Consider the following 24708-nt stretch of genomic DNA (forward strand, 5'->3'; position numbering starts at 1 on the left):
GGGTATCAGCGGTTCGGGCGGGGCCCCCGCAGCCGGGGCGGACGCCCACCAGGTGGCTGCCTGACGCCCGGGTGGGCCCGCTGCCGTCCTCGGGCGGCGGGCCCACCCGCCTGCCGTGCGCACACCATCCATCCGGAGCCTCCCCTCCGACATCGCCCCTGGTGGGGCCGGGTACGAGCCACCGTAGCGGGCACCACTGACAATCCGGCCCCGGGCGCTGTACGGTGCCGCGCGGAGCGCATCCACCGAGACCCGATGGGTGCGCCGGATCCGGTCCTGACACCATGGGACCGAGATCACGACACCGTGACACCCTCGGAGGAGTCAGCAACATGAGCACGCACTACGACGTCGTCGTCCTCGGCGCGGGCCCCGGCGGCTACACCGCCGCCGTGCGCTCGGCCCAGCTGGGCCTGAAGGTGGCGGTCATCGAGGCCAAGTACTGGGGCGGCGTCTGCCTCAACGTCGGCTGCATCCCCTCCAAGGCCCTGCTGCGCAACGCCGAGCTCGCCCACATCTTCACCAAGGAGGCCAAGACCTTCGGCATCAAGGTCGAGGGCCAGGTGAGCTTCGACTTCGGCGAGGCCTTCCGCCGCAGCCGCTCGGTGGCCGACGGCCGGGTCAAGGGCGTCCACTACCTGATGAAGAAGAACGGCATCACCGAGTACGACGGTTGGGGCACCTTCGTCGACGACCACACCCTCCAGGTCGCGCTCAGCGGCGGCGGCTTCGAGGTCGTCACCTTCGACCACTGCATCATCGCGGCCGGCGCCACCACCCGCCTGCTGCCCGGCACCAGCCTGAGCGAGCGCGTGGTGACCTACGAGGAGCAGATCCTCACCGAGGAGCTGCCGGAGAGCATCATCATCGCGGGTGCCGGCGCGATCGGCGTCGAGTTCGCCTACGTGCTGCACAACTACGGCGTGAAGGTCACCATCGTCGAGTTCCTGGACCGCATGGTCCCGCTCGAGGACGTCGAGGTCTCGACCGAGCTCGCCAAGCAGTACCGCAAGCTGGGCATCCAGGTGCTCACCTCCACCCGGGTCGAGTCGATCGACGACAGCGACCCCAACGCCAAGGTCCGCGTCACCGTCACCAAGGACGGCCAGCAGCAGGTGCTGGAGGCCGACAAGGTGCTCCAGGCGATCGGCTTCGCGCCGCGGGTGAACGGCTACGGCCTGGAGAACACCGGGGTCAAGCTCACCGACCGCAACGCCATCGCGGTGGACGGCCGGGGCCGCACCAGCGTCGACCACATCTTCGCGATCGGTGACGTCACCGCGAAGCTGATGCTCGCGCACGCGGCCGAGACGATGGCCGTGATCGCTGCCGAGACCATCGGCGGGGCCGAGACCATGGAGGTCGACTTCGCCATGATCCCGCGCGCCACCTACTGCCAGCCGCAGATCGCCTCCTTCGGCTACACCGAGGCGCAGGCCCGCGAGATGGGGTACGACGTCAAGGTCGCCAAGTTCCCGTTCACCGCGAACGGCAAGGCGCACGGCCTCGGCCACCCGATCGGCTTCGTCAAGATCATCAGCGACAACAAGTACGGCGAGCTGCTCGGCGCCCACCTGATCGGCCCGGAGGTCACCGAGCTGCTGCCCGAGCTGACCCTGGCCCAGCAGTGGGACCTCACCGTCCACGAGGTCGCCCGCAACGTGCACGCCCACCCGACGCTGGGCGAGGCGGTCAAGGAGGCCATCCACGGCCTGGCCGGCCACATGATCAACATGTGACGGACCGCCCGTCCGACACCGCGCCCCGCCGGGAAGTGCCCCGGCGGGGCGCGCATGCGTGCGGTCGGCCGGGCGGGACGTGCTCGGCGGGCTCCGCCACGCCCCGGCGGCGGGCGTCCCGCGGGAGGCGGTCGGGCGCCGTGCACGGGGCCCGGCGGGGCGCGTGTGTGCGGTCGGCCGAGTGGGAGGAGCCAGGCGGCCACCGCGCCCGGCGGTTGGGCCGAACGGGCGACGGTCCGGGGCACGGGCCCGTTGCGCGGCCTTCTGCGGGCTGCGCCGCCTAACGTGGGGCCCGACGTCTCCGCCCCGGAGCCACGCGCCCGGCGGGGACCGACGTGTCTTCCGGAAGGGCCGCGCGGACCGTCGAAAGCCCGCAACGTAAGCCGGAAGCCGGAAGCCGTAAGCGGTAAGCCGGAGCCGAGAGCCGCGCCAGTGGCGGGCGCCGGGAGCGGAAGGCCGACAGCCGTGAGCCCGTGAGCCGGCCGGATGGCCGGGACGGCGACCGGGGAGCCGGGACGCCGGATGGGCGGATGAGTGGAGGGGCGGGTGCCGGAACAGTCCGCAGAGGTGCAGCAGCAGTCGCTCCCGGTGCTGGTCCGGTACGGCCACCGCTCCTGGCTGGTGCCCGCCGCGCTGCTGGTGGCGGTCGTGGTCGTGGACGGGCTGACGCCGCACTCCTTCGCGTCCGTGAGCTGGCTGGTCCTGGTTCCCGTGGTCGCCGCCGGGCTGTGCGGCCCGCTGCTCACCGTGGCCTTCTCCTGCGCGTCGATCGCCGTCTACCCGGCGGTGGACAGCATCTGGGCCAAGTCCCAGGGGATCGAGGACTTCCTGCTGGTGATCGCCGGGGCCGCCCTGGCCCTGCCGCTGAGCCTCGCCCGGGCCCGGGCCGCCGCCTACGTCCGGCATCTCCAGGGCGCCGCCGAGACCACCCGGCAGGTGATGCTGCGTCCGGTGCCGCACGGCTGGGGCGGAGTCGACTCGGCGGCACGCTACCTGGCGGCGGACGTCGAGGCGCGAGTGGGCGGTGACTTCTACGACGTCGTGGCCACCCCGTTCGGTGCCAGGGTCATCCTGGGGGACGTGCAGGGCAAGGGACTGCCGGCCGTCTCCACGGCGGCGGCGCTGGTCGGCTGCTTCCGGGAGGCCGCCTTCCAACTGGAGGACCTGGCGAGCGTCGCGTACCGGCTGGAGGAGCGGCTGCTGCGGCAGAACCGGATGTCGGCCCGGCTGGGGGAACGGGAGGAACGGTTCGTCACCGCGGTCGTCCTCTGGTTCCCCGACGGCGCGCCGGGGGAGATCCGGATGGTCAACTTCGGCCACGACAGCCCCCACGTCCTGGGACCGGCGGGGGTACGGCAACTGCCCTCGGGCAACGGAGCGCCGATCGGCCTCGCCCAACTGGCCGGCGGGCTTCCGGAGGCCCAGCGGCTGCGCCTCGCCGCGGCCGAGACCGTGCTGATCGTCTCCGACGGGGTGACCGAGGCCCGCGACCGGCAGGGTGACTTCTTCGACCTCCGCGCACACCTGGAGCAGCTGTCCGGTCAGCCCGGTGCCGGCGACCCCGAACACCTGGTGGACGAGGTCGCCGCCGCCGTCGTTCGCCACACCGGGGGCCGCCGCACCGACGACACGGCGCTGCTGGCCGTCCGGAGGTCCGCCGGGGTCTCGCCGGAGGAGACGCAGTGGGGCTGAGGACCGCCGGGGCGCGGCCCGGCCGGGCCACCCCTGCGACGCAGGCGCGGGACGGCGGCGCTCAGCCCGAGCCCGGCCTGTCCAGCGCGGCACTGGACGGCCGACCCGCTGCGGCGGTTCCGGGGCGGCCGTCGGTGCCGCGCCGGCTCAGGCCCGCAGCTGGGCCACCGCGAGGGAGGGGCGCGGGATCCGGCTGATCACCGAGCCGATCAGGGTGCCGATCGAGACACCGAACACCGCGGACACGGCGGCCAGCACCGACTGCGCCCCGTTGCCGACCTCGATCTGCGCGGTGTTGAGCAGACCGAACGAACCCGGCACCACGATCCAGAAGGCCGGGAGGTACAGCACCCGCCAGAGCGGGCCGCCGGGCAGCCAGTGCACCACGGTGGCCGCGACCGCGGCGCTGACCGCGCCGGCCAGGCCGCCGATCGCCGCGCCGTGCGCGGAGCCCACCACGACCTGCACGGTGACACTGACCGCGATCACCGCGACGATCCACGGAATGGCCGGCGGCGGGGTGTGGACGTTGATCACGACGCCGGCCACCGCGAGCGCCAGCCCCAGCCCGATCACCCACCAGCTGGGCTTGGCCACCTGGATGTTGGCGAGGGCCGAGGCCGGCATGCCGATCGCGGTCGCGGCGGCGGCCACCCCGGCCAGGAAGAGGGCCAGCTGAACCGCGCCGGACACCAGTCGGGCCGACCCGGCGCTGGCCGCGCCCGCCGCGATCTCCGACAGCCCGGTGACCAGCAGCCCGCCCGGCAGCAGGATCGCCAGGGTGGCCACGATGGTGCGCAGCGGGCCGTCCAGCAGGGAGGCCCGGGCGAGCGCGAGGACGAGCAGCGCGACCAGGAACCCGGCCGTGACGGGCAGCAGCGGACGCAGTCGCGGCAGTCGGCGGGCCAGCATGGTCAGACCCACCACGATCAGGGAGCCCGCCCCGGCCGCCAGCACGTTCGCCGGCACCGGCTGGAGGAAGACGCAGACGCCCACGCCGACCGGCAGGGCCCCGAGGTCCGCCACCCAGCCGGGCCAGCGGGCCGGGGCCCGGCGTATCCGGTCCAGCTCGGCCAGCGCCCGCGGGCCGTCGACCTCGCCCGCGCGCAGTCGGTGGACCAGGTGCAGGACGTCGGCGGTCTGCTCGAACCTGAGGGCGGCGCCGACCGGCTGGAACCGGGTGGCCTCGTCCGCGTCCAGCGCCACGAACAGCCCGTTCGCCAGGGCGGCGACCCGGGCGTCCGGCGCTCCCATCGACCGCCCCAGACCGTGGAGCTCCTCCTCGACGTCATGGACGGGGAGGCCGCCGCCCAGCAGGGCTTCGCCCAGTTCGAGCAGCAGGCGGCGGAGCTGGTCCGGCGGGGCCTCGGGGCCCCGGACCGACGGAGACGTGCTGGACATGGCAGGTATCGTCCCATCCCGCCCGGATCGGTCCGACTCTGCCCCGGTCTGTTCGCGGCGAGGGCAGGTTCCGGACGGGCCCGTCCGGACGCCTTCGGGCAGGGAGGGCCCCGCAGCCCTTGTTCCGGCGCCCCAGTCCCGGCGCCGCAGTCCCGGCGTCCCAGGGCCAGCGCCCCCGAGCCCCGAGCCCGGCTCCCTGGCGTACCGGCCCAGCATGGCGGGCCCGTCCGTCACCGCCCGTCAGCGACCGGCGCCCCGAGCGCCTCCCACTCCTCCGGGGTCAACCGCAGGCCGGCCGCCGCGATGTTCTCGTCCAGGTGGACCGGGTCGGCCGTCCCGGGGATGGCCAGCACGTGCGGCCCGCGGTGGAGCGTCCAGGCGAGCCGTATCTGGGCCGGCGTGGCGGCGTGGGCGCGGGCCACCGCACGAACCCGGTCGTCCCGCTCCTGCCCGGCGGCCGCCTCGCGGCGCCGCCCGGAGAGCGCGAAGAAGGGGACGAAGGCGATGCCGAGTTCGCCGCAGAGGTCGACCAGGCCGTTCTCGTCGGCCTGGCGCCAGTCGAGCCCGTAGGGGTTCTGCACGCAGACCACCGGGGCGATCGCCCGGGCCTCGGTGACGTGCTCGGGCCGGACGTTGGAGAGGCCCAGGTGCCGGATCAGGCCCGCCTCGCGCAGGTCCGCGAGCGCGCCGAAGTGCTCCGTGACGGAACGCCCGTCGCCACCGCCGTGGCGCAGGTTCACCACGTCGAGGTGGTCCCGGCCCAGCTGCCGCAGGTTCTCCTCCACCTGACCGCGCAGCTGGTCGGGGCGGGCCATGCCCTGCCACTCGCCGGAGGCGTCGCGGCCCGGCCCGACCTTGGTGACGACGACCACGTCGTCCCGGTAGGGCGACAGCGCGCGGTTGATCAGCTCGTTCGCCGAGCGCAGCGGGGAGAAGTAGAAGGAGGCCGTGTCGATGTGGTCGACGCCCTGGTCGACCGCCCGGCGCAGCAGGCGGACGGCGAGGTCGCGGTCGATCGGCGGCCCGTCCGAGTTCCCGGCCATGCCGTTGCCGGTCAGCCGCATCGCCCCGTATCCGATGCGGCTGACCTCCCGGTCACCCAGTCCCCATGTCCCCGCGGCTGCTGCTGTCATCGTGTCCCCGTTCCCCTTCGTCCCGGCGGACGGCCGTCCGGCCGTCCTGGCCGGAGGTGGAGTATGGGGCAGCCGCAGGGCGTTCCGATACGGGTACGGGATGCGCGGATCGTCCCGTCCGGATCGGGAACGAACCGCGCCCGCCCGGCCGTTGGAGCTGGCGAGAGTCGTTCGGGGGCACCTCCACGTGACGGCGGCAGGCGCGCCCGCAGGTGCACTGAGGGGCGGATGCCCGGATCCGCGCGGGGGGCCTGCGGATCCGGGCCGACCGGGAGCGGGTCAGTTGACGTAGACCGCGGGGGAGCCGGACTGGGTGGTGTCGGTGACCGGGCCGTAGCTCGCGGAGAAGTAGCCGTCGGCGGGGCAGAGGCCGGAGCCGCCGCTCTTGGCGAAGTGCTCGTTGGTGAAGGTCAGGCTGTGGGCGGTGTTGTCGGCGGTGCCGGTGAAGGCTCCGCTGAGCTGGTAGGTGCAGGTGATGGTGCCGAACCAGGAGTTGAGGACGGCGGTGGCCCGGATCGGGCCGGCCGTGCCGCCGGTGAGGGTGACGGGCAGCCCCGGGCCGTCGGAGACGGTCACGCCGTAGGGGAGGGTGTCGACGGTCAGGCTCCGCACCGAGGTGACACCGGTGACGTTGCTGGTGCACGAGCCGAAGGTGAGCCCGGTGAGGGACTCGGTGGCGGTGCCGGGGGCGGCCGGGTTGGTCAGCACGGTGGCGGCGAGCCGGGAGGTGGCACAGGTGACGCCGGTGGTGCTGGTCGCGGTCGAGTAGAAGGTCGCGGAGGTGTGCGCGGCGAGCGGAGCCGCCAGCGCGTCGCCCGCCGCGACGGCGGTGCCGCCCGCGCTGCCGGCGGTCAGTACGGCCCCGGCCGCGTACGGGGCGGCGGAGGCGGGGACGGCGGCGGGGACGATCGCGGCCAGCGCGAGCGCGGCGGCAGCGGCGGCGGGCACGGTGAGGTGGGGGCGAATGCGCATGGGAAGGCCTCTTCCTCGATGAGGGGGCGAGAAGGCGAACTGCCAGTGCTCCCGCTGGTGGGGGGATGCGGGGGAGCTGACTACGTTCTAGGGCCGTGTCGGTGTGCCGTCAAGGCGGTGCGCGGAAGTTGCTGACATTTCGTCAGCGAGCCTGCGATGCGGAAAGCGCCCCGCCCGGGCCGGAGTTGGCCCGGGCGGGGCGCGGCGGCGTCAGCCGAGCGCGGCGGAGGCACCCGGCTCGAAGGCACCACCGAGGCTGTTGACGATCACGCCCATCCGGTTGGCCGCGTTGATCAGCGCGACCAGGCAGACCAGCGCGCCGACCTGGTCGTCGTCGTAGTGCTTGCGCACCTCGGCCCAGGTCGCGTCGGAGACGCCCCCGGCGCCGTCGGCGATCCGGGTGCCCTCCTCGGCGAGCGCCAGCGCGGCACGCTCGGCCTCGGTGAACACGGTGCTGTGCCGCCAACCGGCGACCAGGTTGATCCGCAGCGCGCTCTCCCCGAGGGCCGTAGCCTCCTTGGCGTGGATGTCGATGCAGAAGCCGCAGCCGTTGACCTGGCTGGCGCGCAGCATGACCAGGTCCTGCAAACCCTTGGGGAGCGTCGACTCCTGGAGGGCCAGCGAGGTGCTGGAGAAGCGCCTGGCGACCTTGGCGGCGGTCGGGCTGTCGAACAGGTTGAAGCGGGTTTCCACGGTGACGTCCTCACTCGTTGTCGTCGTGCGCATCGGCGCCGGACGACCACAGGACACGGACGGCGCGGCGCCCGTGACGGCGGACGGCTGTGACGGACGCCACCGCCGGGCGGTGTCACGGGCCGACGGCCACCGGTGTCCACTGAACAGCACACTCCAGCACACTCCAGCACACCCGAGCGCACCCGAGCGCACCCCAGCGCACCCCAGCGCACCCCAGCGCACCAGCACAACCCGATGGCGAGAGGCAGGAGCCGGACATGAACCAGGACCCCACGGCGGCCGAACACCCGGTGGAGGCCGCGACCGACGTCTTCCTCGCCCACCGGAACCTGCTGTTCACCGTCGCCTACGAGTTGCTCGGCTCCGCGGCCGACGCCGAGGACGTGCTGCAGGAGACGTGGCTGCGCTGGGTGGGGGTCGATCTGTCCACCGTCCGAGAGCACCGCGCCTACCTCGTGCGGATCTGCACCCGCCAGGCGCTGAACCGGCTGCGGACGCTCGCCCGCCGCCGCGAGTCGTACGTCGGCCCGTGGCTGCCGGAGCCGCTGCTGACCGCACCCGACGTCGCCGAGGACGTCGAACTGGCGGAGAGCGTCTCGCTGGCGATGCTGCTGGTGCTGGAGACCCTCACGCCGACCGAGCGCGCCGTGTTCGTGCTGCGCGAGGTGTTCGGGCTGGAGTACGGCGAGATCGCGGAGGCCGTCGACAAGTCCCCCGTCGCCGTCCGGCAGATCACCCACCGGGCCCGCGCCCACGTCGCCGCGCGCCGACCGCGCGGGGCGGTCTCGCCGGCCGAGGCCCGACAGGCGGTGACGGCCTTCCGGCGCGCCGTCGAGACCGGCGACCTGCGGGCTCTGCTCGGCCTCCTCGCACCCGACGCCGTTCTGCTGGGCGACGGTGGGGGAGTGGTCCAGGCGGCGCCGGCCCCCGTGGTGGGCGCCGAGTCGGTGGCCGCGCTGCTGTGCCGGATCTCCCGGCTGCCGGTCTCGCTGACGATCGAACAGGTCAACGGCCGCCCGGCGCTGGTGTCCCGCGTGGACGGCGAGGTGGACACCGTGCTGGCGCTGCGCCTGGACGAGGGCCTGATCACCGGTCTGTACGCGGTGCGCAACCCGGAGAAGCTGTCCCGGATGACCCGGGAGACCGCGCTCGGCCGCTGACCTGCCGCCGGCGGTGACCCGCGCCGGTCGGCGGGGCCGCCGGTGCGTGCCGCCGGAAGGACGGACACCGCCGGGCCCCTCGGGGGAGGGCCCGGCGGTGTCGCGGGTCGAGCACGCAGGACTCAGGCGCGGCGGCCGCGCTTGCGGCGGGCGAGGTAGACCGCGCCGCCGCCGAGGGCGAGCAGGGCGACGGCGGCGGCCGCGACCGGGCCGGTGCTGGAGTCGGCGCCGGTCGCGGCCAGCGCGGGGCCTCCGGTGCTGCTGGTGGCGCCCGCGACGGTGGCGGTGCCGGTGCCCGGGTTGCCGCCGGTGGTCGCTGGGGCGGCCGGGGTGGTGGCCGAGGAGCCGCCGGTGGGCCGGTCGGTCGGGGTCGAGTCGCCGCCGGCGGGCTGGCCGGTGGTCGGGTCGAGGATCAGCGTGGCCGGCTGGGCGTTCTTGAAGTCGAACATGCCCTCGATGGAGCCGGCGTGGTCGTCGAAGGAGTGGTCGCCGATCCGGCCGGTCTTCCAGTTGTCCTCGATGAAGCGCAGGATCGAGGTCTGGTCGGTCTGGGTGTGGTCGACGAAGTTGGACTTGGCGTACGGGGAGGCGAGCAGCAGCGGCAGGCGCGGGCCGTAGCCGCAGCGGTCGGCGTAGCCGCCCCAGCCGGCGTCCTTGCCGCACTGGCCGGCGCCGCTCAGGCCGTCGTTGGCGCCGTCGCGCGAGCCGTTGACGGGCTCGGCGAACTTGTGGTCGTACCAGCCGTCCGAGTCGTCGTAGGCGATGACGACGGCGGTGGAGGCCCAGTCCTTGGACTTCTGCAGCTTGTTCAGGGTGTCGACGACGAAGTGCTGCTCGTCCAGCGGGTCGGAGTAACCGGCGTGGCCGTCCTGGTAGTTGGCGGCCTTCAGGTAACTCACGGCGGGCAGGTCGCCGTGCTGGAGGGCGGCGTCGAAGTCGGTCAGGTCGTACTGGTGGTTCGCCTGGCCGTCGTGGCCGATCTCGCTCACGTCCTTGGGCGCCAGGTGCTTCGGGTTCGCCGTGGACTTGTAGTACTGGAAGGGCTCGTGGTGCGGGTTGTAGTCGGTCTGCGAGGCGCCGACGATGTTGTCGTGCGCGGCGCCGCAGACGGCCTTGCCGTCCTTGGTGCCGGTCGGCTTGAAGCCGCCCTGGAACCAGCCCCAGCTGACGCCCTTCTCGTTGAGCAGGTCGCCGATGTTCCTGCCGGTCATGACCAGCTGGTTGTGCTGCGGGTTGGAGCACTCGTCGTAGCCCGGGTCCGGGTCGTTGATGACGGTGCCCACGCCGTTGGCGTCGGGGGAGGCGACCACGTAGGCGTCGGTGGTCTTCTGGCCGGTCTTCGGGTCCACCGGGTAGCCGCCGTGGGTCTGACCGGAGATCAGGTTGATCGCGCCCGGGGTGGAGGGCCCGTAGTTGGTGCCGAAGGAGTTGTCGCTCATCGCGAAGCGCTGGGCGTAGTTCCACATGCCGGTGACGGTGTTGCCGTCGTAGTAGTCCATCACCAGGCCGGGCGCGGTGTACATCGGGGCCTTGCAGTTCTCGATGTCGGTGTGCTCGACGAACTTGTCCATCTTGCCGCCGTCGACGGCGAGCTGCTCGTCCTTGTAGGTGTGGTCCTGGTCGCAGGTGACGGCCTGGGCTGGGCCGAGGCGCTGCGGGTTGTTCCGGTTGGGGTTCTTGTGCAGCAGGTCGTCGGTGAGGCCGTCGACCTTGGGGGTGCCGGGCTTGGCGGTGAACCTGACCTTGTCGTCGGGGGTGTTGGCCGCGTTCGGGTAGGTGCCGAAGTAGTGGTCGAAGGAGACGTTCTCCTGGAATATCACCACCAGGTGCTTGATCGGCGTGGCGGTCTGCGGGCCGTCGGCCGCGAGGGCGGCGGGCGCGCCGGCGAAGGCGGTCAGGCAGGCCGCGCCGATCAGACCGGCACCGTGGCGGAGCCGCCGGCGGCTGGGAACTGCGTGCATGGTTGGTACCTCGACGTCATCGTCATCTGGGTCAGGAGTGGGCGCCGTGACGCGCGTAGCTTCCAGCGGCGCGGCGGTTAGAAGCTAGAAGTACCAGATGAACGGCGTTGACGGGTCCATGTTAACCATGGGTTGACCAGGGCTGTACGGAACGGGTCGTCAGGGCTTCGGGCTCGGGGGACAAGAGTGCTGATGTCCGCCGAATGTCCCGCGAACGGGACATCTCCCCGGGGTCATGGCATCCCGTCAGGGCGTGCGGATGCCCACGGCCGCACGCCGACGGATCGGCGCCGGGTACGGCACACGGGGGCGGTGCCGTACCCGGCGCCGAAAGGGACCGGCCTCGGGCGCCGGAGCGGACCGGCCTCAGGCGTAGAGGGCGATCCGGGGAGCGATCGTGCCCCGGGCCGGGCCGTCGAGGACGGTGAGCCGGTAGTGCTCGGTGAGCGTGTGGTGGCCGTGCAGGACGATCTTCGCCGGGAGGAGGGAGCTGAACAGCGTGCCGGTCTGGCTGGCGAGCGGCACGGCGTGCCAGCGGCCGTCCGTCCCCAGCAGTTCCAGCCTGATCTGCGCCGGGCTGAGGGCCGGGCCCCGGTCGGGGGACTCGATCAGGATCTGCGGGGCCACCGTCCGGTCCGTCGCCGAGGGGTTGCGGTAGGTGACGGTGATCCGGTGTGCTGCGTGGTCGCGCGGCAGCGGGCTGCTCGGCAGGTCGACGAAGTCGACCGGGGCGGCGGCAGCGGTGGCGGCCGGAGGCGCGGAGACGGCGGCCTCGGCGGGGGAAGCGAGCGCGGCGGCCGGCAGGGCGGCGAGGGCGACGGCGGTCAGCGCCAGTGCCCGGCGGGGGATCGTCCGGGTGCGCATGGGCCCCTCCTTCGGTCGAGGGCGGCGGCCGGAGGCGGCTCGCCCGGCGGACGGTGTCCGTATCGCTACGGACGGTCGCCGGTCGGGCGGTTCGCTCGCCGGTCGGGCGGTTCGTACCCCTCCACCCTGCACGTGCCCGGCGGATGCCGCATCCGCCGGGCACGTGGGCGCTCCTCGGAGTGCGCCGGGGATCAGGCCAGCGGTCGGCAGAGCAGGGCGTCCGGGACGCCGCCGTGGTTCCAGCGCCACGTGTAGGCGACGCCGGCCAGGTACTCGCCGTCGGCGCACTGGCCCTTGTAGGAGCCCGGTGCCCAGTCGCCCGGGGTGGCGCCCCCGGTGGCGGGGCGGTTGTCGCCGCGGTCGAACCAGACGTTGCGACCGGTGAGCGGGAGCGCGGCGGCGGCCGGGGCGCAGAGCAGGGCCGCCATGGCGTTGGAGCGGACGCTGTAGCCGACGGCGAAGGTGCGGTCGGGGCACTGGAGTTTGCTGTAGCCCGGAGCCCAGTCGCCCTCGGTCACGTACCGTTCGTCGGTCACGGTGGTCCAGGGGCCGTCGGCGCGGGCCGGCTGGCCGGCGTCGGTGCACAGGCCCCGGCTGCTGCCACGGCCGAGTCCGGTCAGGCGCTGGCTGTCGGGGCAGTCGCCCTTGCGGTTGCCGGTGGACCAGTCGGGCTGGGCGAGCATGACGGCGGAGACGTTCTGGTCGGCGTGGTCGAGGTCGAGCAGGTTCCAGTGCGGGACGGCCGGGACGGGGCCGGTGAGCGAGGGGGCGTCGACCAGCTTGTGCCAGTCGGCCGCGCGCCAGTCGCCGGGGTCGTCCAGGCCGAGCGGGCGGCCCGCTGTGTCGAAGTGGAGCAGGGCCCAGTTGTCCATCGTTCGACCGCCCGCATCCAACCAGCCGGTGAGGGGCCAGACGGCGAAGTCGGTGTCGTTCCTGGCCAGGATGTCCGTGAAGGTGTGGAACCAGGCCTGCTCCTTGGCGTCCGTCGAGCCGCGGCCGGCCGCGCCGAACTCGCTGATCCACACCGGCGCGGTGAAGTGCTGCCCGGTCCGGGTGACGAACAGGGCTTCCTGGTCGACCACCTGGGCGAGCTGGTCCGGGCTGAAGTCCTGGTAGCGGGGGTCGTCGGTGGCGCCCGGGCCGCTGCCGGCGCCGGAGTTGGCGGGGCCGGTGAACCCGTAGAAGTGGGCCGAGTAGACCAGCTTCCCGGAGCGGACGAGGGTGTTGGAGAGCGTCGCCACCGGCGTGAGCATCGGGCGGCCGTGCGGGAAGAGCGCGGCGGGGATGCCCTGCCAGTTGATGCCCTCCATGATGATCAGCAGGTCCGGGTCGGCCTGGAGGATCCGGTTGCCGGCCTCCTCGAAGGCGGCGTACTCGTCGTGGGCGTCCCCCAGGCCCCAGTTGGGGTCGTCCCAGGTGTCCCGGCGGACCTCGTTGCGCAGGTCGGCGCCGACCACCCGCTTGTTGCCGGCGTAGCGCCGGGCCATGAACAGCCAGTCGTCCTCCCACTGGGCGGTGCTCTGGCCGCTGTTCCAGCGCTCGTTGCCGTCCAGGCCGCAGCACCAGCGGTAGGTGGTGGTGTGGTTGTTGAGCACCACCGCGAAGCCGTCGGCGGTCAGCGCGGCCACCACCGCGTCGTACACCTCCAGCGGGGTGCTGCCCCTGAGCCGGGGGTTGGCCGCCACCGCCGCGTCCGGCACGGGCGTGCTGTCGTGGATCATCGCGTCGGCGAAGGGCAGCCGGATGCTGTTGATCCCCAGTCGGTGGAAGCCGTCCAGGATCTCACCGATCGGCGCGCGGTCCAGCCCGAGCGGGGTGTTGTACGAGACCTCGCCGTGCTCGTTGTTCGCCGGGTCGGCCGGGTCGCCGCTGCCCAGGTAGTGGCCCTGGGCGCCGTCCCAGTTGCCGCCCTTCAGTTTGAACCGGTTGCCGTCGGCGTCGACGACGTACCGCCCGCGGGTGCTCAGCGGGCCGGCCCAGGAGGCCGCGAGCTGAGCACCGGTCAGCACCGGTGAGGAACCGGCGGGCGGTGCGGCCTGCACGGGTGAGGGGGAGGGCGCGGTCCGCGCGGGCGGGGTGGACGGTGAGGGCGGGGCTGCTGCGGCTGGTGCCGGTGGGGCGGCGCTCACCAGGGCGGCCAGCAGGGCCGCAGTCGTGAGGGCGGCCGTACGGGCAGAGCGGACGGGTTTCACGGATCCTCCAGGGCGAGGGCGGCCGGGGGAAGAGCTTGTTGACGGTACGTCAAGAAAGCTCGCCGATACGAGGCCGTGGAGTGGAGGAAATCCTTATGACAACATCATTGACGTGTGACCGGAGCCGCCGGTTTCATGGCTCGCACTTCCCCCGCCCCACCCCCACCCCCCCACGAGCAAGGCGGTGATCCGTTGGCATCCACGGTGAAGGACACGGGCAGCGGTCCGAGAGCGGACGCGGGCCACGGCGCCCTGCACAAGTCCATCGGCCTGCTGGACGGCGCGGTGATAGCCGCCTCCAGCACGGCCGCCACCAGCAGCATCGGCATCGGCCTGGGCCTGATGGCCGGAGTCGTCGGCCTGCACCTCCCCGCGATCATGCTGCTGGCCTTCCTGCCCGTGCTCGCCATCGCAGGCGGCTACGGGCGGCTGAACGCCGTCGAACCGGACGCCGGCAGCAGCTACCGCTGGGTCGGCCGGATCCTCAACCCCTGGTTGGGCTTCCTCACCGGCTGGGTGAACACCGTCGGCACGGTGGTCTTCATGGCGTACACCACCACCGTCACCGGTTCGGCGGTCATCCAACTGCTCGACGAGGCGCACCTGCACAGCGTCGCCGGACTGCGACTGGACGCCGACTCCACCGTCCAGTGCACGGTGCTCGGCCTCGCCGTCCTGATCGGCGCCGCACTCGTCGCGGTGCGCGGGCTCGACCTCGCCGCCCGGCTGCAGAAGGCGCTGCTGGTCTTCGAGTACCTGGTGCTGCTCGGCTTCTGCGGCTACGGCCTGTTCGCCGGCGACCAGCCGTTCTCGCTCCAGTGGTACAACCCCTTCGACCTGCCCTCCCTCGACGCGGTGGCGCAGGGCATGGTGCTGGCAGTGTTCTGCTACTGGGGCTTCGAGTCGGTGTTCAGCGTCGGCGAGGAGGTGCGCGAACCGCGCGACGCCTCCCGGGGCGGCTTCCTCGCCCTGGTGGTGATGCTGCTGCTCTTCCTGCTCGCCGGCACCGCCTTCCAACGCGTGCTGCCGCTCGACGAGTTGGCCGACAACGGTGCGCACGGGCTGACCTACTTCGGCACCCGGCTCGCCCACCAGCCGCTGGCCGCACTCCCGTTGGTCGCGCTGACGTTCTCCGCGGTGGCCTCGCTCCAGTCCTCGGTGATCCCCACCGCGCGGGGGATGTACGCGATGGGCCGCGACGGCGTGCTCGGCCGGGTCTGGACCAGGCTGCACCGCGAGCACGCCACCCCCGCCGTCGGCACCCTGCTGATCACCGGTGTCGCCGTGCTCCTCGCCCTCGCCTCGCTGGTCATCCCCACCGTCAACGACCTCATCTCGGCCTCCGTCAACGCGATCGGCGTCATCGTCGCGCTCTACTACGCACTCACCGCCGTCGCGGCCGCCGTCCGCTTCCGCCACCTGCTGCGCGACGACCCGCTGCAGGGGCTGCGCGCAGTGGTCGGGCCGCTGCTCGGCGCGGCCGTGCTGCTCGCCGTCGGCGGCTACCTCGCCTGGACCTTCTACGACTCGACGGACCACTTCGAACTCGCTGCGGACAACGGCTGGTTCGAGCTGACCGTGGTGACGCTGATGGTCGTCACCGGCCTCCCCTCGGCGGCCTGGGCGCGCTGGCGGCGGCGCTCCCCGTACTTCCTCGACCCGACGAACTGATCCCCTCCCCGGCGCACCCGCCCCGCCGACAGGGGACCGCCGACGCACGACCGCCGACGCCGGACGACCGCTGTCGCGGGGGCGCCGGCATCCGACGACCGCTGTCGCGGGGGCGCCGGTGTCCGACAACCGCTGACGCACGACGACCGCTGTCGCCCCCGCTGACGCACGACCCGAGAACGGAGCACCACCCATGACCCAGGCCGACCTGGTCTTCACCCACGGCCCCGTGCACACCGGCGACGCCGCCCGCACCCGGGCGAGCAGCCTGGCCGTGACCGGCGAGCGGATCACCGCCGTCGGGCACGACGAGGTCCGCGAGCTGATCGGGCCGCGCACCGAGGTGGTGGACCTCTCCGGCAAGCTGCTGCTGCCGGGCTTCCAGGACGCCCACATCCACGCGGTGTTCGGCGGAACGGAGTCGGCCGCCTGCGACCTCACCGGCACGGTCTCCGCGGCCGAGTGCCTGGAGCGGATCCGCGCCTACGCCGAGGCCAATCCCGGTCAGGCGTGGATCACCGGCAGCGGCTGGTCGCTGGAGGCCTTCGACGGCGGACTGCCGACTCGCCACCTGCTCGACTCCGCCGTCGCCGACCGCCCGGTCTACCTCACCAACCGCGACCACCACGGCGCCTGGGCCAACACCCGCGCCCTCGAACTGGCCGGCCTCACCCGCCACACCCCCGACCCGGCGGACGGCCGGATCGAGCGGGAGGCCGACGGCACGCCCACCGGCATGCTCCAGGAGGGCGCCACCGCGCTGGTCGCCCGGCTGGTCCCGGCCGGCACCGCCGCGGACCGGCTGGACGGCCTGCTGCGGGCGCAGCGCCTCCTGCACTCGCTCGGCATCACCGGCTGGCAGGACGCGCTGCTCGGCGAGTTCAACGGCCAGCCGGACCCGACCGACGCCTATCTCGCGGCCGCCCGCTCCGGCGCGCTCACCGCCCGGGTGACCGGCGCGCTCTGGTGGGACCGCGACCGGGGCGCCGAGCAGATCCCCGAACTGGTCGCGCGCCGGGCCGAGTCGAGCCACGGCCGGTTCCGGGCCGGCTCGGTGAAGATCATGCAGGACGGCATCGCGGAGAACTTCACCGCTGCGATGACGAGCCCCTACCTGGACGGCTGCGGCTGCGCCACCGCCAACTCGGGCCTCAGCTTCGTCGACCCGGTCGAACTGCGCGGCTACGTCACCCAGCTGGACGCGCTCGGCTTCCAGGTGCACTTCCACGCCCTCGGGGACCGCGCGGTCCGCGAGGCGCTGGACGCCGTCGAGGCGGCCCGCGCCGCGAACGGCCGCCGCGACACGCGGCACCACCTCGCCCACCTCCAGGTCGTCCACCCGGACGACATCCGGCGCTTCGCCGAAGTCGGCGCGATCGCCAACATCCAGCCGCTGTGGGCCGCCCACGAGCCGCAGATGGACGAGCTGACCATCCCGTTCCTCGGTCCCGAACGCGCCGCCTGGCAGTACCCGTTCGGCGCGCTCCACCGCGCGGGGGCCACCCTGGCGGCAGGCAGCGACTGGCCGGTCAGCAGCCCGGACCCGCTGGCCGGCCTGCACGTCGCCGTCAACCGGATGGAACCGGGGACCGTCGACGGGCGGGTCTTCCTGCCCGAGCAGCGCCTCGACCTCGCCACCGCCGTCGCCGCCTACACGGCCGGCTCCGCCCATGTGAACGGCCACGACGACGCGGGGACGCTGACGGTCGGCCGGCTGGCCGACCTGGTCGTGCTCGACCGGGACATCCTGACCGGACCGGCCGAGGAGATCGCGGCGGCCCGGGTGCTGCGGACGTACGTGGGCGGCCAGTTGGTCCACACGGCGGACTGACCTGCGCGCCCGCCCCACCTCGGCGCGCTCCCGGCCCAGCTCGGCGCGCTGGCTTGCCCGCCCGGCTCGCGGCTCGGCGCGCTCCCCGGCCCCGCCCGGCTCGCGGCTCGGCGCGCTCCCCGGCCCGGCCCGCCGCTCAGCTCGTCCCGGCGTGACCCGCCGCGGCGAGCCGGGCGGCGGCCGCGTCGAGGAGCAGCTCGAGGGCGTACGGGTAGCCGCTGGACCGCATGTCGGCGGTCAGCAGGTGGGCGGTCGCCGCGATGTGGGGGTGGGTCGCGGGGTCGAGCTGGGCGTAGGACGCCTGCCAGACCTCGAGGTCCGCCCGGGCCGCGGCGGCGGGCAGGGCGAGGGCGGCGGCGTCCAGTGCGGCGAAACCCAGGCTCTGGTCGACGAAGGCGTGGTAGATCCGCACGGCCTCCCGGTCCGGGAAGCCCGCCCTGCGCAGCACCCCGAGGATCGCCTCGACGGCGGCGGTCTCGTGGGTGCGGCCGGTGGTGCGGTGGGCGGCCAGGACGGCGGCCTGCGGGTGGGCCTGGTAGGCGGAGTGGATCCGCAGCCCGATGGCCCGCAGGTCGGCCCGCCAGTCGCCGGTGGGCTGCCAGCCCGCCTGGGCGAGCCCGATCAGCTCGTCGGCGACGGCCAGCAGCAGGTCGTCGGTGCTGTGGAAGTACCGGTAGACGGCGCTGGGGTCGGCACCGAGCGCGGCGCCGAGGCGCCGCACGGTGAGGGCCTCGGCGCCGTGTTGCCCGATCAGCCGCAGTGCGGTGTCGACGATCAGCTCCCGGGAGAGGACGACCCCGTGCTTGGTGGGCCTGCGGCGCCGGCGCTCGGGTTCGGGGACCACGCGTTCGCTCATGCCGGGCAGACTAGGTCAAACACGTTGACGTAATCCAGAGGGTGGGAGAACCGATGCCCGGCCCCGTGTCGAGCCGGATCGGAGCCGGTTCACGGCCGGCCCCGGGCGCCGTTTCGCGAGCCGCTGCCTCCGGGCCCGGCCGCCGCTGCCTGGGCCCCGGCTGTCGGTGCTCCTGGGGCCGGTGAGGCGGAATGAGTCGTGTGCAGTTCTGTGCACCGTGTGTGCAATCGCCGAGTTGCTCGTGGTGGTGTTCGAGCCGGCGTTCGCCCGTACGGGGCGCCCGGCTTTGTCGACTTGGCGCTCGGTCTACGTCCGGGAGCCGCTGCGGGGTGCGTTCCCGCAGGTCCGGTGGTGTTCCCGGTGGAGCGCGGTCGATCGGCCGCCCCGCTGGATACATCTGACGATACGTCAAAGTTCCGGATTCCAGCCCGTAGTTGAGTGAAGCCCCTTTAAGCTCCCGTTAACAATGGCGGCTTCCCCGCCACACGCGAACTCCCTCGCGAGCTCGGGCGGTGGGCCCTCGGGACGATGAGAGCAGGGATGACAACGACAAGTGAACGGATGACCGGCGCCGCTCGCGGTCCGGGACGGCGACGACCGGGCCTGCCCGGACGCCACGCCGTGAGCCGCCTGGCGGCGCTCGCCATCGCGGTGGGAAGTTCCTCGTTGGCGGTGGCCCCGGCGGCCGTCTCGCAGACCGGGGACGGCTCAGTGACGGTCCGGGTGATCCGGGCCGTGGACACCTCCGGGGTGTGGACGCCCGCGCTGGAGCCGGGCATCGCGGGCGTGAAGGTCACGCTCACCGATGACGCCGGCTTCGGGATCGACGGCGTCACGGCGGCGGACGGCACGGTGACGCTCGCCCCGGCGACGACCAAGGCGGCCGGCGGCAAGTACCGGGTGCAGGTGGTGAACCCGAAGCCGGGCGTGCTGTTCCCGGCCTTCGCCTCGCGTCAGGGGCTGGACGGCGCACCCACCCAGCTCAGCAGCAACGAGGAGTTTGTCGACCTCTCCGGGGGCAAGAACGTCTCGTACACCACCGGGCTCTGGAACCCGGGGGACTACTGCCAGAAGAACGCGCCGCTGGCAACGGCCTGTCAGACGCCCACCTACCAGGGCGGGAACCAGCGCACGCTGGTCACCTTCCCGTACGACATGCGCGGCCAGGAGGGCCCTGGCAACGCGGCGACGAACATCGCCACCGACGCCGAGACCGGCACGATCTTCGGCCTCGCCTGGAACAAGGCGGAAAAGCGGCTGTTCTCCGCGGCAACGGCCAAGCGCACCACCGACTACGGCCCCGCCGGCTCCGGCGGGATCTACGTCACCGACCTGAGCGACCCGGCGAAGAAGAAGACGACCGTCTTCACCACCGTCCCGAACGCGGGCAGCACCGCGCACGGGCCGGGGACGGACGACGCCTTCCTCGACGTGCCCGGAAAGGAGAGCCTGGGCGGCATCAAGATCACCGACGACGGCAAGGACCTGTTCGTCGTCAACCTGAACGACCGCAAGCTCTACCGCTACGACGCCACCAAGCCGACGGCCTCCGCGCCCAAGGCCTCCTACCCGATCCCGGACCCCGGCTGCCCGTCGGCTGCGGACTGGCGGCCCTACGGCCTCGGCATGCAGGACGGCACCGGCTACCTCGGCGGAGTCTGCTCCGGCGAGTCCACCGGCAAGCTGACCGACGTGCGCGCCCTGGTCCTGCCGTTCGACCTCGACACCGGGGCGTTCGGCAAGCCGGTGCTGGACCAGCCGATGGACTACCCGCGCCAGTCCACCGTCGGCGGCGGCCCGTGCGACGGCGCGGGCTGGTTCCCGTGGACCAGCACCTTCCCGGCCTCGCAGAACGGCAGGGTCTGCGGCAACACCACCATCGCCTTTCCCGAACCGGAGCTCGGCGAGATCCAGTTCGAGACCGACGGCTCGATGCTGCTGGCCTTCAAGGACCGCTTCGCCGACCGCGGACCGGGCGCCCCGGCGCCGAACTCGGCCACCGTCATGTCCGGCGGCGACCTGAACAAGGCCTGCCTGTCGAACGTCATGTACGTGATGGACGTCAACCTCGGCTGCGGGCTCTCCCCCCGGGGCATCCGGTTCTTTGCCACCGCCTGGGGTGGTCACCACAACACGGCGTTCGCCGGCACGGCGCTCTCCAAGGTCGAGAGCACCGTCGCGGTCTCCGCCTTCGACCCCGACCACACCGCCGTCGGCTACGGCACCTCGTTCCTGGAGCGCAAGGACGGCACGAACGACCCGAAGTTCGGCCTGCGGCTGACTCCGGCGGGAACCGCCTCCCCCTTCGGCAAGGGCGCCGCGATGGGTGACCTCGAAGTGCTCTGCGACCAGGCGCCGCTGCAGATCGGCAACCGGGTCTGGTACGACCCCGAGCGCAAGGGCGTCCAGAACCCGGGCCAGCGCCCGGTCGCGGGCGCCACCGTCAACCTCTACGACGAGTCGGGGAAGCTGGTCGGCACGACGAAGACGACGGCGCGCGGCGAGTACTACTTTGACGACTCCGACGTCACCGGCGGGCTCAAGCCCCGGACCAAGTACACCATCCGCCTCGACAACCCGGCCGACTACGCCAAGGGCGGGCCCCTGTACCAGTGGGTGCCCACCGACCACGACGTCGGCGACAACCACTTCGTCGACTCCAAGGGCATCGTCCCCGCCGACGCGAAGTTCCCCGAACGGGCGCTGACCACCGGCGGACCGGGCGAGAACGACCACACCTTCGACTTCGGCTTCCGGCAGCAGGAGGGCGCGCTGAAACTGGTCAAGCACGACCAGGACGGCAAGCCGCTCCCCGGGGCCAAGTTCCAGCTGTGGCGCGACACCAACGGCACCGACGGCCTCCAGACCACCGGTACCAAGGCCGACACGCCCGTCGGTGAGCCCTGTACGACCGCGGCCGACGGCATCTGCCGGGGCAGCGGTACGGTCGGCACGTACTACTGGCAGGAACTCAGCCCGCCGGCCGGCTACTCGGCCCCGGACACCACCGTCTTCGGGCCGCTGGTGCTCACCGCCGACAACCTCGACGCCGGAGTCGAGGTGACGGCCGTCAACAAGCTGATCCCGACCCCGACGTCCACCCCGACGCCCACTCCCACGCCGTCCCCGACCGAGTCGACGACGCCCACCCCGGCGCCGACCAACCCGGCACCGCCCGCTCCGCCCGCACCGCCGGCCCCGCCGGCACCGGGCGGGCAGCTCCCCCACACCGGAGCGGGGGAGGGCCTCCCGCTGATCACCACGGGCGCCGCGGCGCTCACCGTGCTCGGTGCGGCGCTGTTCGTCCTGACGCGCAGGCGCAGGGCCCAGCACCGGTAGGCGCACCCCGCCGATGACGGGGTGACGAACCGGAACGGGCGGGGGGGCGCCCGCGGGGGGGGGGCCCCCCCCCCCCACCCCCCCCCGGGGGGGGGGGGGGGCGGGGGGGGGGGCCGGGCCGGGGGCCCCCCCCCGCCCGGGGCCGCCCCGGGCGGGGCCCGCGCCGGCCCCCCCCCCCCGGGCCCCCCCCCCCCGGGGCGGGGGGGGGCCCCCCCCGGCCGGGGGGGGGGCCGGGGGGGGGGGCCCGCCCCCCCCGCCCGAATCCCTGACCGGTGCCTGGAGGGTCCAATGGCCGGTCCCTGGCCGGTCCAATGGCCGGCCCGTGGGCCGTCCGTGGCCGGTCCCTGGGGCGACTCCGCTACCGGTTCCCGCGCCGACCGGGACCGACGGTGGGCCGGAGCCCGGGGCCGGAACCCTGGGCCGGAAGGGACGCAACGGACACGGACGGACACGAGTCGAAGAGATCGGGAGAAGGAAGCCGCATGGCCCGCAGGACCAGGACCGCCGCCCCGCCGCCCCGCCGGAAGGCCCACTGGCTGAGGGCGCTGATCGCGCTCGCGGTCTGCGGCGCCGTGGCGGCCGGTGTCGTCGCCTACCGGTCGGCCTCCGACGGGACCGCCGAGCGGCCGGTCACCACGGACGAGGCGTCCCGGTTGGCGCTGTCGCGGCTGAACCTCTACCAGGCCAGCCCGGTCGGGGTGGTGCTCACCGCCGCCGAGGGCGGGGGAGTGCAGGTCCGGATCGAAGGGGTGGTCGACTACCGGACCCACCGGGGCGCCGGGCGCTACCGGACCACCGGCGCGAGCGGCCCGCTCGACCACGGCCTGGTCATCTGGGACACCGGCGGCCTCGGCTTGGCCCCCGACCCCGAGGGTGATCCGGCCCCGCCCTGGCAGCAGGCCGAGCGGATCCCCCGCACCGGCTGGTCCCCGCGCTCCTACACCGCCGATCCGCTGGACGCCGGCCTCCAACTGCTGGTCCAACTCGGCGCGGACCGGCCGGACAACCCGCTGCTGCTCGCCCAGTCCGGGGCCCGCCGGCTCGGCCGCGACCGGATCGGCGACCACGACTACGACCGCTTCGCGGGCCCGCGCGCCCAGGGCGCGGCTCCGGACGGCGCCCGATCGCCGCTCACCTACTGGGTGGACGGGAACGGCACGCTGGGCCGGGTCACCATGCAGATGGCGGGCCTCGGCACCCCGACCACGCTCGAGTTCTCCGGACAGCGGGCGGACGCCAAGCTGCCCGAGGCCCCCTGGCTCACCGGCTGACGCGGTGGGGCGGGGCGCGGGGCAGCGGTCGGCGGAGTCAGCGGGCCCCGGCGGGCAGCACGGCCCGGGCGGCGGAGTGGAAGCCGTCCCCGAACACCGAGGCCAGGTGGCCGCCGGGCCCGAGGTCCGGCGGGACGGCGACCTCGGCGACGCCGTCGCCGTCCGTGGTGGAGGAGCCCAGGAAGCGGCCCGCCGCCGAGTAGAACCGGACGGCCAGGCCTGGCAGCGGCTCGCCGGTCCGGGCATGGGCCGCGGACGCGCTCAGGCTGGTGGGCCGCGCCTGGGTGACGCTCAGGGCGACGGGCACCACTGCGGGCATGTCCACCCGGACGGGGACCGACGCCGCGGCCCGGGCGGACGCCACGGCGCGGGCACCGGCCGTGAGACCCGCGACGCCGAGCGCGACGGCGACGGCGGTGCCGGTCCGGCGTCCGGAAAGCCTCATGTCGTCTCCAGTCTCGAGTCTCCGAAGTCTCCGGGCCCGCTCCAGCGAGCCCTCCAACCGGGCACCGACCGTACCGACCACCCGCGCACCGCGGTCGGAGCGGCTCGGTCAGTTCATCCGACTGCCTCCGAACGGCCGACCCGGTCGCCAGACGGTGGACCCGGCCTCCGCACGGCCGACCCCTCCGCACGGCCGACGCGCCCGACCGCCCCGGCCGGGTGTCCGCGGCCCGCAGTCGGGTAGGCGCCGGCCAGTAGCCCGCCGATTCCGGGAGGCCGCCATGGATCTCGCGTTCCTCACACCGCTGCTCGACCGGCCCGGCCCCTGGGCCTCCGTCTACCTCGACACCTCCCGCGCCACCGAGGACGCCGCCCCGCGCCGGGCCCTCCTCGACCGCGCGGCCGTACACCGACTGGCCGGGCTCGGCGTCGACGACCGCACCTGCGCCGCCGTCCGGGACCGGCTGGCCGCCGAACCGGCCGGCGGCTCCCCGCCCGGGCGGGCGCTGTTCGCCGCCGACGGCGAGGTCGTGGTCGACACCGCGCTCGCCACCTCACCGCCCGACGTGGCCGTCGACTGGGCGCCGCTGCCGCACACCGCCCCGCTGCTCGACCTGCTCGACGACGCCCTTCCGCGCTGCCTGGTGGTGGCCGTCGACCGCACCGGCGCCGAACTGGAGCGCCGGGAGTTCGGCGGTGCCGCTCGGCTGGGCACCGTCGAGGGCAAGCAGTGGCAGGGCCGAGGCCATCGCGCCCCGCCCGCCGACCGGTACGAGTGGCACTACCGCCACCGGGTCGAGGACGCCTGGGACCGCACCGCCGCGATCATCGCCGACCACCTCGGCCGGGTCTGGCCGGGCAGCGGCGCGGACCTGCTCGTGCTGACCGGCGACGTCCGGGAGCGCCGGGCCGTCCACGAGCTGCTGCCGCCGCAGCTGCGGCCGCACACCGTCGAGGTGGACGGCGGCGGCCGGGCCGACGGCATCGCCCGTGAGGTCTTCGACCAGCGGATCGCGACGGCCTGGAACGGTCACCGGACGCATCACCTGGACACCGTGCTGGACGCCTTCCGCACCGGCATCGGACGCCCGGGGGAGCACGGCACCGACGCCGCCGGCACCGAGACCGCGCCCGGCGCCGCCGCCCAGGGCGTGCCCGCCGTGGTCGCCGCCGCCCGGCAGAACCAGCTCGCCGCACTGCTGCTCCAGCCGGGCGGCCACGACCCGGAGCGCCCGGTGTGGACGGGCCCGCGGCCCGAGCACATCGGCGTGCAACGGAACGACCTGCGGGCCATGGGAGTCGCCGAGCCGCACCAGGCACCGGCCGCCGACGCCCTGCTGCGCTGCGCAACGGCCGTCGGCGCGGAGGCGCTGCTGGTGCCTGAGGCCGTGCCCGGCCCGCCCGGCGGCCTCGGCGCCGTCCTGCGATGGGTGGCCTGACACTGGTCACCGGGTGGTGGTGACCCGCCGGATCGACCACCCGGCCG

General features: G+C 73.9%; 17 protein-coding genes. 8 read left to right on the forward strand and 9 right to left on the reverse strand.

Annotation, left to right across the window (positions count from 1 at the left end; all coding sequences use genetic code 11):
• The first annotated feature begins 332 nt into the window (after nt 1-332).
• Together lpdA and ACGF07_RS03205 are read left to right on the forward strand one after the other, a co-directional pair.
• Complete coding sequence (gene lpdA / locus ACGF07_RS03200; RefSeq protein WP_350736047.1) at nt 333-1739, forward strand: dihydrolipoyl dehydrogenase; 1407 nt, start codon at nt 333-335, stop codon at nt 1737-1739.
• Between the two features lie 546 nt (nt 1740-2285).
• Complete coding sequence (locus ACGF07_RS03205) at nt 2286-3431, forward strand: PP2C family protein-serine/threonine phosphatase (RefSeq protein WP_392894894.1); 1146 nt, start codon at nt 2286-2288, stop codon at nt 3429-3431.
• A gap of 147 nt (nt 3432-3578) precedes the next feature.
• On the opposite strand, the gene ACGF07_RS03210 is transcribed toward ACGF07_RS03205, so the two are convergent.
• From ACGF07_RS03210 to ACGF07_RS03225, 4 genes are all read right to left on the reverse strand, one after another.
• The gene (locus ACGF07_RS03210; RefSeq protein ID WP_350736042.1) at nt 3579-4832 is read right to left on the reverse strand and encodes a threonine/serine exporter family protein; all 1254 of its coding nucleotides are present in this window, start codon (nt 4830-4832) and stop codon (nt 3579-3581) included.
• Between the two features lie 230 nt (nt 4833-5062).
• The gene (locus tag ACGF07_RS03215) at nt 5063-5965 is read right to left on the reverse strand and encodes an oxidoreductase (RefSeq protein WP_392894896.1); all 903 of its coding nucleotides are present in this window, start codon (nt 5963-5965) and stop codon (nt 5063-5065) included.
• 279 nt (nt 5966-6244) lie between these two features.
• Complete coding sequence (locus ACGF07_RS03220) at nt 6245-6937, reverse strand: Tat pathway signal sequence domain protein (protein ID WP_350736034.1); 693 nt, start codon at nt 6935-6937, stop codon at nt 6245-6247.
• Between the two features lie 210 nt (nt 6938-7147).
• Nucleotides 7148-7630 carry a carboxymuconolactone decarboxylase family protein gene (locus tag ACGF07_RS03225; protein WP_392894898.1) on the reverse strand — a complete coding sequence of 161 codons (483 nt, stop codon included), beginning with the start codon at nt 7628-7630 and terminating at the stop codon, nt 7148-7150.
• 260 nt (nt 7631-7890) lie between these two features.
• Here ACGF07_RS03225 and ACGF07_RS03230 point away from each other — a divergent pair, with 260 nt between their 5' ends.
• Nucleotides 7891-8793, forward strand: coding sequence for an RNA polymerase sigma-70 factor (locus tag ACGF07_RS03230; protein ID WP_392894899.1), 903 nt, complete (start codon nt 7891-7893; stop codon nt 8791-8793).
• 122 nt (nt 8794-8915) lie between these two features.
• On the opposite strand, the gene ACGF07_RS03235 is transcribed toward ACGF07_RS03230, so the two are convergent.
• From ACGF07_RS03235 to ACGF07_RS03245, 3 genes are all read right to left on the reverse strand, one after another.
• On the reverse strand, nt 8916-10754 hold the full coding sequence (locus ACGF07_RS03235) for a phospholipase C (RefSeq protein ID WP_392894901.1): 1839 nt from the start codon (nt 10752-10754) through the stop codon (nt 8916-8918).
• A 366-nt stretch (nt 10755-11120) separates the two neighbouring features.
• Nucleotides 11121-11618: a signal peptide protein gene (locus ACGF07_RS03240; protein WP_350744734.1), complete on the reverse strand. Its 498-nt coding sequence runs from the start codon at nt 11616-11618 to the stop codon at nt 11121-11123.
• Between the two features lie 191 nt (nt 11619-11809).
• Entirely contained in the window at nt 11810-13810 is a 2001-nt protein-coding gene (locus ACGF07_RS03245; RefSeq protein ID WP_392894903.1) for a glycoside hydrolase family 5 protein, read from the reverse strand.
• Between the two features lie 192 nt (nt 13811-14002).
• Between ACGF07_RS03245 and ACGF07_RS03250 the strand changes: the two genes are divergently transcribed.
• Together ACGF07_RS03250 and ACGF07_RS03255 are read left to right on the forward strand one after the other, a co-directional pair.
• Nucleotides 14003-15481 (forward strand): APC family permease, encoded by a 1479-nt coding sequence (locus ACGF07_RS03250; protein ID WP_392894904.1) that lies wholly within the window; start codon nt 14003-14005, stop codon nt 15479-15481.
• A 193-nt stretch (nt 15482-15674) separates the two neighbouring features.
• A complete protein-coding gene (locus ACGF07_RS03255; RefSeq protein WP_392894906.1) occupies nt 15675-17312 on the forward strand; it encodes an amidohydrolase in 1638 nt (545 codons plus the stop codon).
• A gap of 136 nt (nt 17313-17448) precedes the next feature.
• On the opposite strand, the gene ACGF07_RS03260 is transcribed toward ACGF07_RS03255, so the two are convergent.
• Nucleotides 17449-18168 (reverse strand): TetR/AcrR family transcriptional regulator, encoded by a 720-nt coding sequence (locus tag ACGF07_RS03260; protein WP_392894908.1) that lies wholly within the window; start codon nt 18166-18168, stop codon nt 17449-17451.
• A 621-nt stretch (nt 18169-18789) separates the two neighbouring features.
• On the opposite strand from ACGF07_RS03260, the gene ACGF07_RS03265 reads away from it, so the two are divergent.
• Both ACGF07_RS03265 and ACGF07_RS03270 read left to right on the forward strand, forming a co-directional pair.
• The gene (locus tag ACGF07_RS03265) at nt 18790-21507 is read left to right on the forward strand and encodes an SdrD B-like domain-containing protein (protein WP_392894909.1); all 2718 of its coding nucleotides are present in this window, start codon (nt 18790-18792) and stop codon (nt 21505-21507) included.
• 482 nt (nt 21508-21989) lie between these two features.
• Nucleotides 21990-22778: a hypothetical protein gene (locus ACGF07_RS03270; RefSeq protein WP_392894911.1), complete on the forward strand. Its 789-nt coding sequence runs from the start codon at nt 21990-21992 to the stop codon at nt 22776-22778.
• A gap of 37 nt (nt 22779-22815) precedes the next feature.
• Here ACGF07_RS03270 and ACGF07_RS03275 read toward each other — a convergent pair whose 3' ends face one another.
• Nucleotides 22816-23223, reverse strand: a complete 408-nt coding sequence (locus tag ACGF07_RS03275; protein ID WP_392894913.1) for a hypothetical protein — start codon at nt 23221-23223, stop codon at nt 22816-22818.
• 280 nt (nt 23224-23503) lie between these two features.
• Between ACGF07_RS03275 and ACGF07_RS03280 the strand changes: the two genes are divergently transcribed.
• Nucleotides 23504-24661, forward strand: coding sequence for a hypothetical protein (locus tag ACGF07_RS03280; RefSeq protein ID WP_392894915.1), 1158 nt, complete (start codon nt 23504-23506; stop codon nt 24659-24661).
• Nucleotides 24662-24708 lie beyond the last annotated feature (47 nt).

Source organism: Kitasatospora sp. NPDC048194 (assembly GCF_043202455.1).
GTDB lineage: Bacteria > Actinomycetota > Actinomycetes > Streptomycetales > Streptomycetaceae > Kitasatospora.

Excerpts from the sequence above, each read along its gene's own strand:
- lpdA (WP_350736047.1), top strand. The coding sequence starts at position 333 with ATGAGCACGCACTACGACGTCGTCGTCCTCGGCGCGGGCCCCGGCGGC.
- ACGF07_RS03210 (WP_350736042.1), bottom strand. The coding sequence starts at position 4,832 with ATGTCCAGCACGTCTCCGTCGGTCCGGGGCCCCGAGGCCCCGCCGGAC.
- ACGF07_RS03215 (WP_392894896.1), bottom strand. The coding sequence starts at position 5,965 with ATGACAGCAGCAGCCGCGGGGACATGGGGACTGGGTGACCGGGAGGTC.
- ACGF07_RS03220 (WP_350736034.1), bottom strand. The coding sequence starts at position 6,937 with ATGCGCATTCGCCCCCACCTCACCGTGCCCGCCGCCGCTGCCGCCGCG.
- ACGF07_RS03230 (WP_392894899.1), top strand. The coding sequence starts at position 7,891 with ATGAACCAGGACCCCACGGCGGCCGAACACCCGGTGGAGGCCGCGACC.
- ACGF07_RS03235 (WP_392894901.1), bottom strand. The coding sequence starts at position 10,754 with ATGCACGCAGTTCCCAGCCGCCGGCGGCTCCGCCACGGTGCCGGTCTG.
- ACGF07_RS03240 (WP_350744734.1), bottom strand. The coding sequence starts at position 11,618 with ATGCGCACCCGGACGATCCCCCGCCGGGCACTGGCGCTGACCGCCGTC.
- ACGF07_RS03255 (WP_392894906.1), top strand. The coding sequence starts at position 15,675 with ATGACCCAGGCCGACCTGGTCTTCACCCACGGCCCCGTGCACACCGGC.
- ACGF07_RS03260 (WP_392894908.1), bottom strand. The coding sequence starts at position 18,168 with ATGAGCGAACGCGTGGTCCCCGAACCCGAGCGCCGGCGCCGCAGGCCC.
- ACGF07_RS03270 (WP_392894911.1), top strand. The coding sequence starts at position 21,990 with ATGGCCCGCAGGACCAGGACCGCCGCCCCGCCGCCCCGCCGGAAGGCC.
- ACGF07_RS03275 (WP_392894913.1), bottom strand. The coding sequence starts at position 23,223 with ATGAGGCTTTCCGGACGCCGGACCGGCACCGCCGTCGCCGTCGCGCTC.
- ACGF07_RS03280 (WP_392894915.1), top strand. The coding sequence starts at position 23,504 with ATGGATCTCGCGTTCCTCACACCGCTGCTCGACCGGCCCGGCCCCTGG.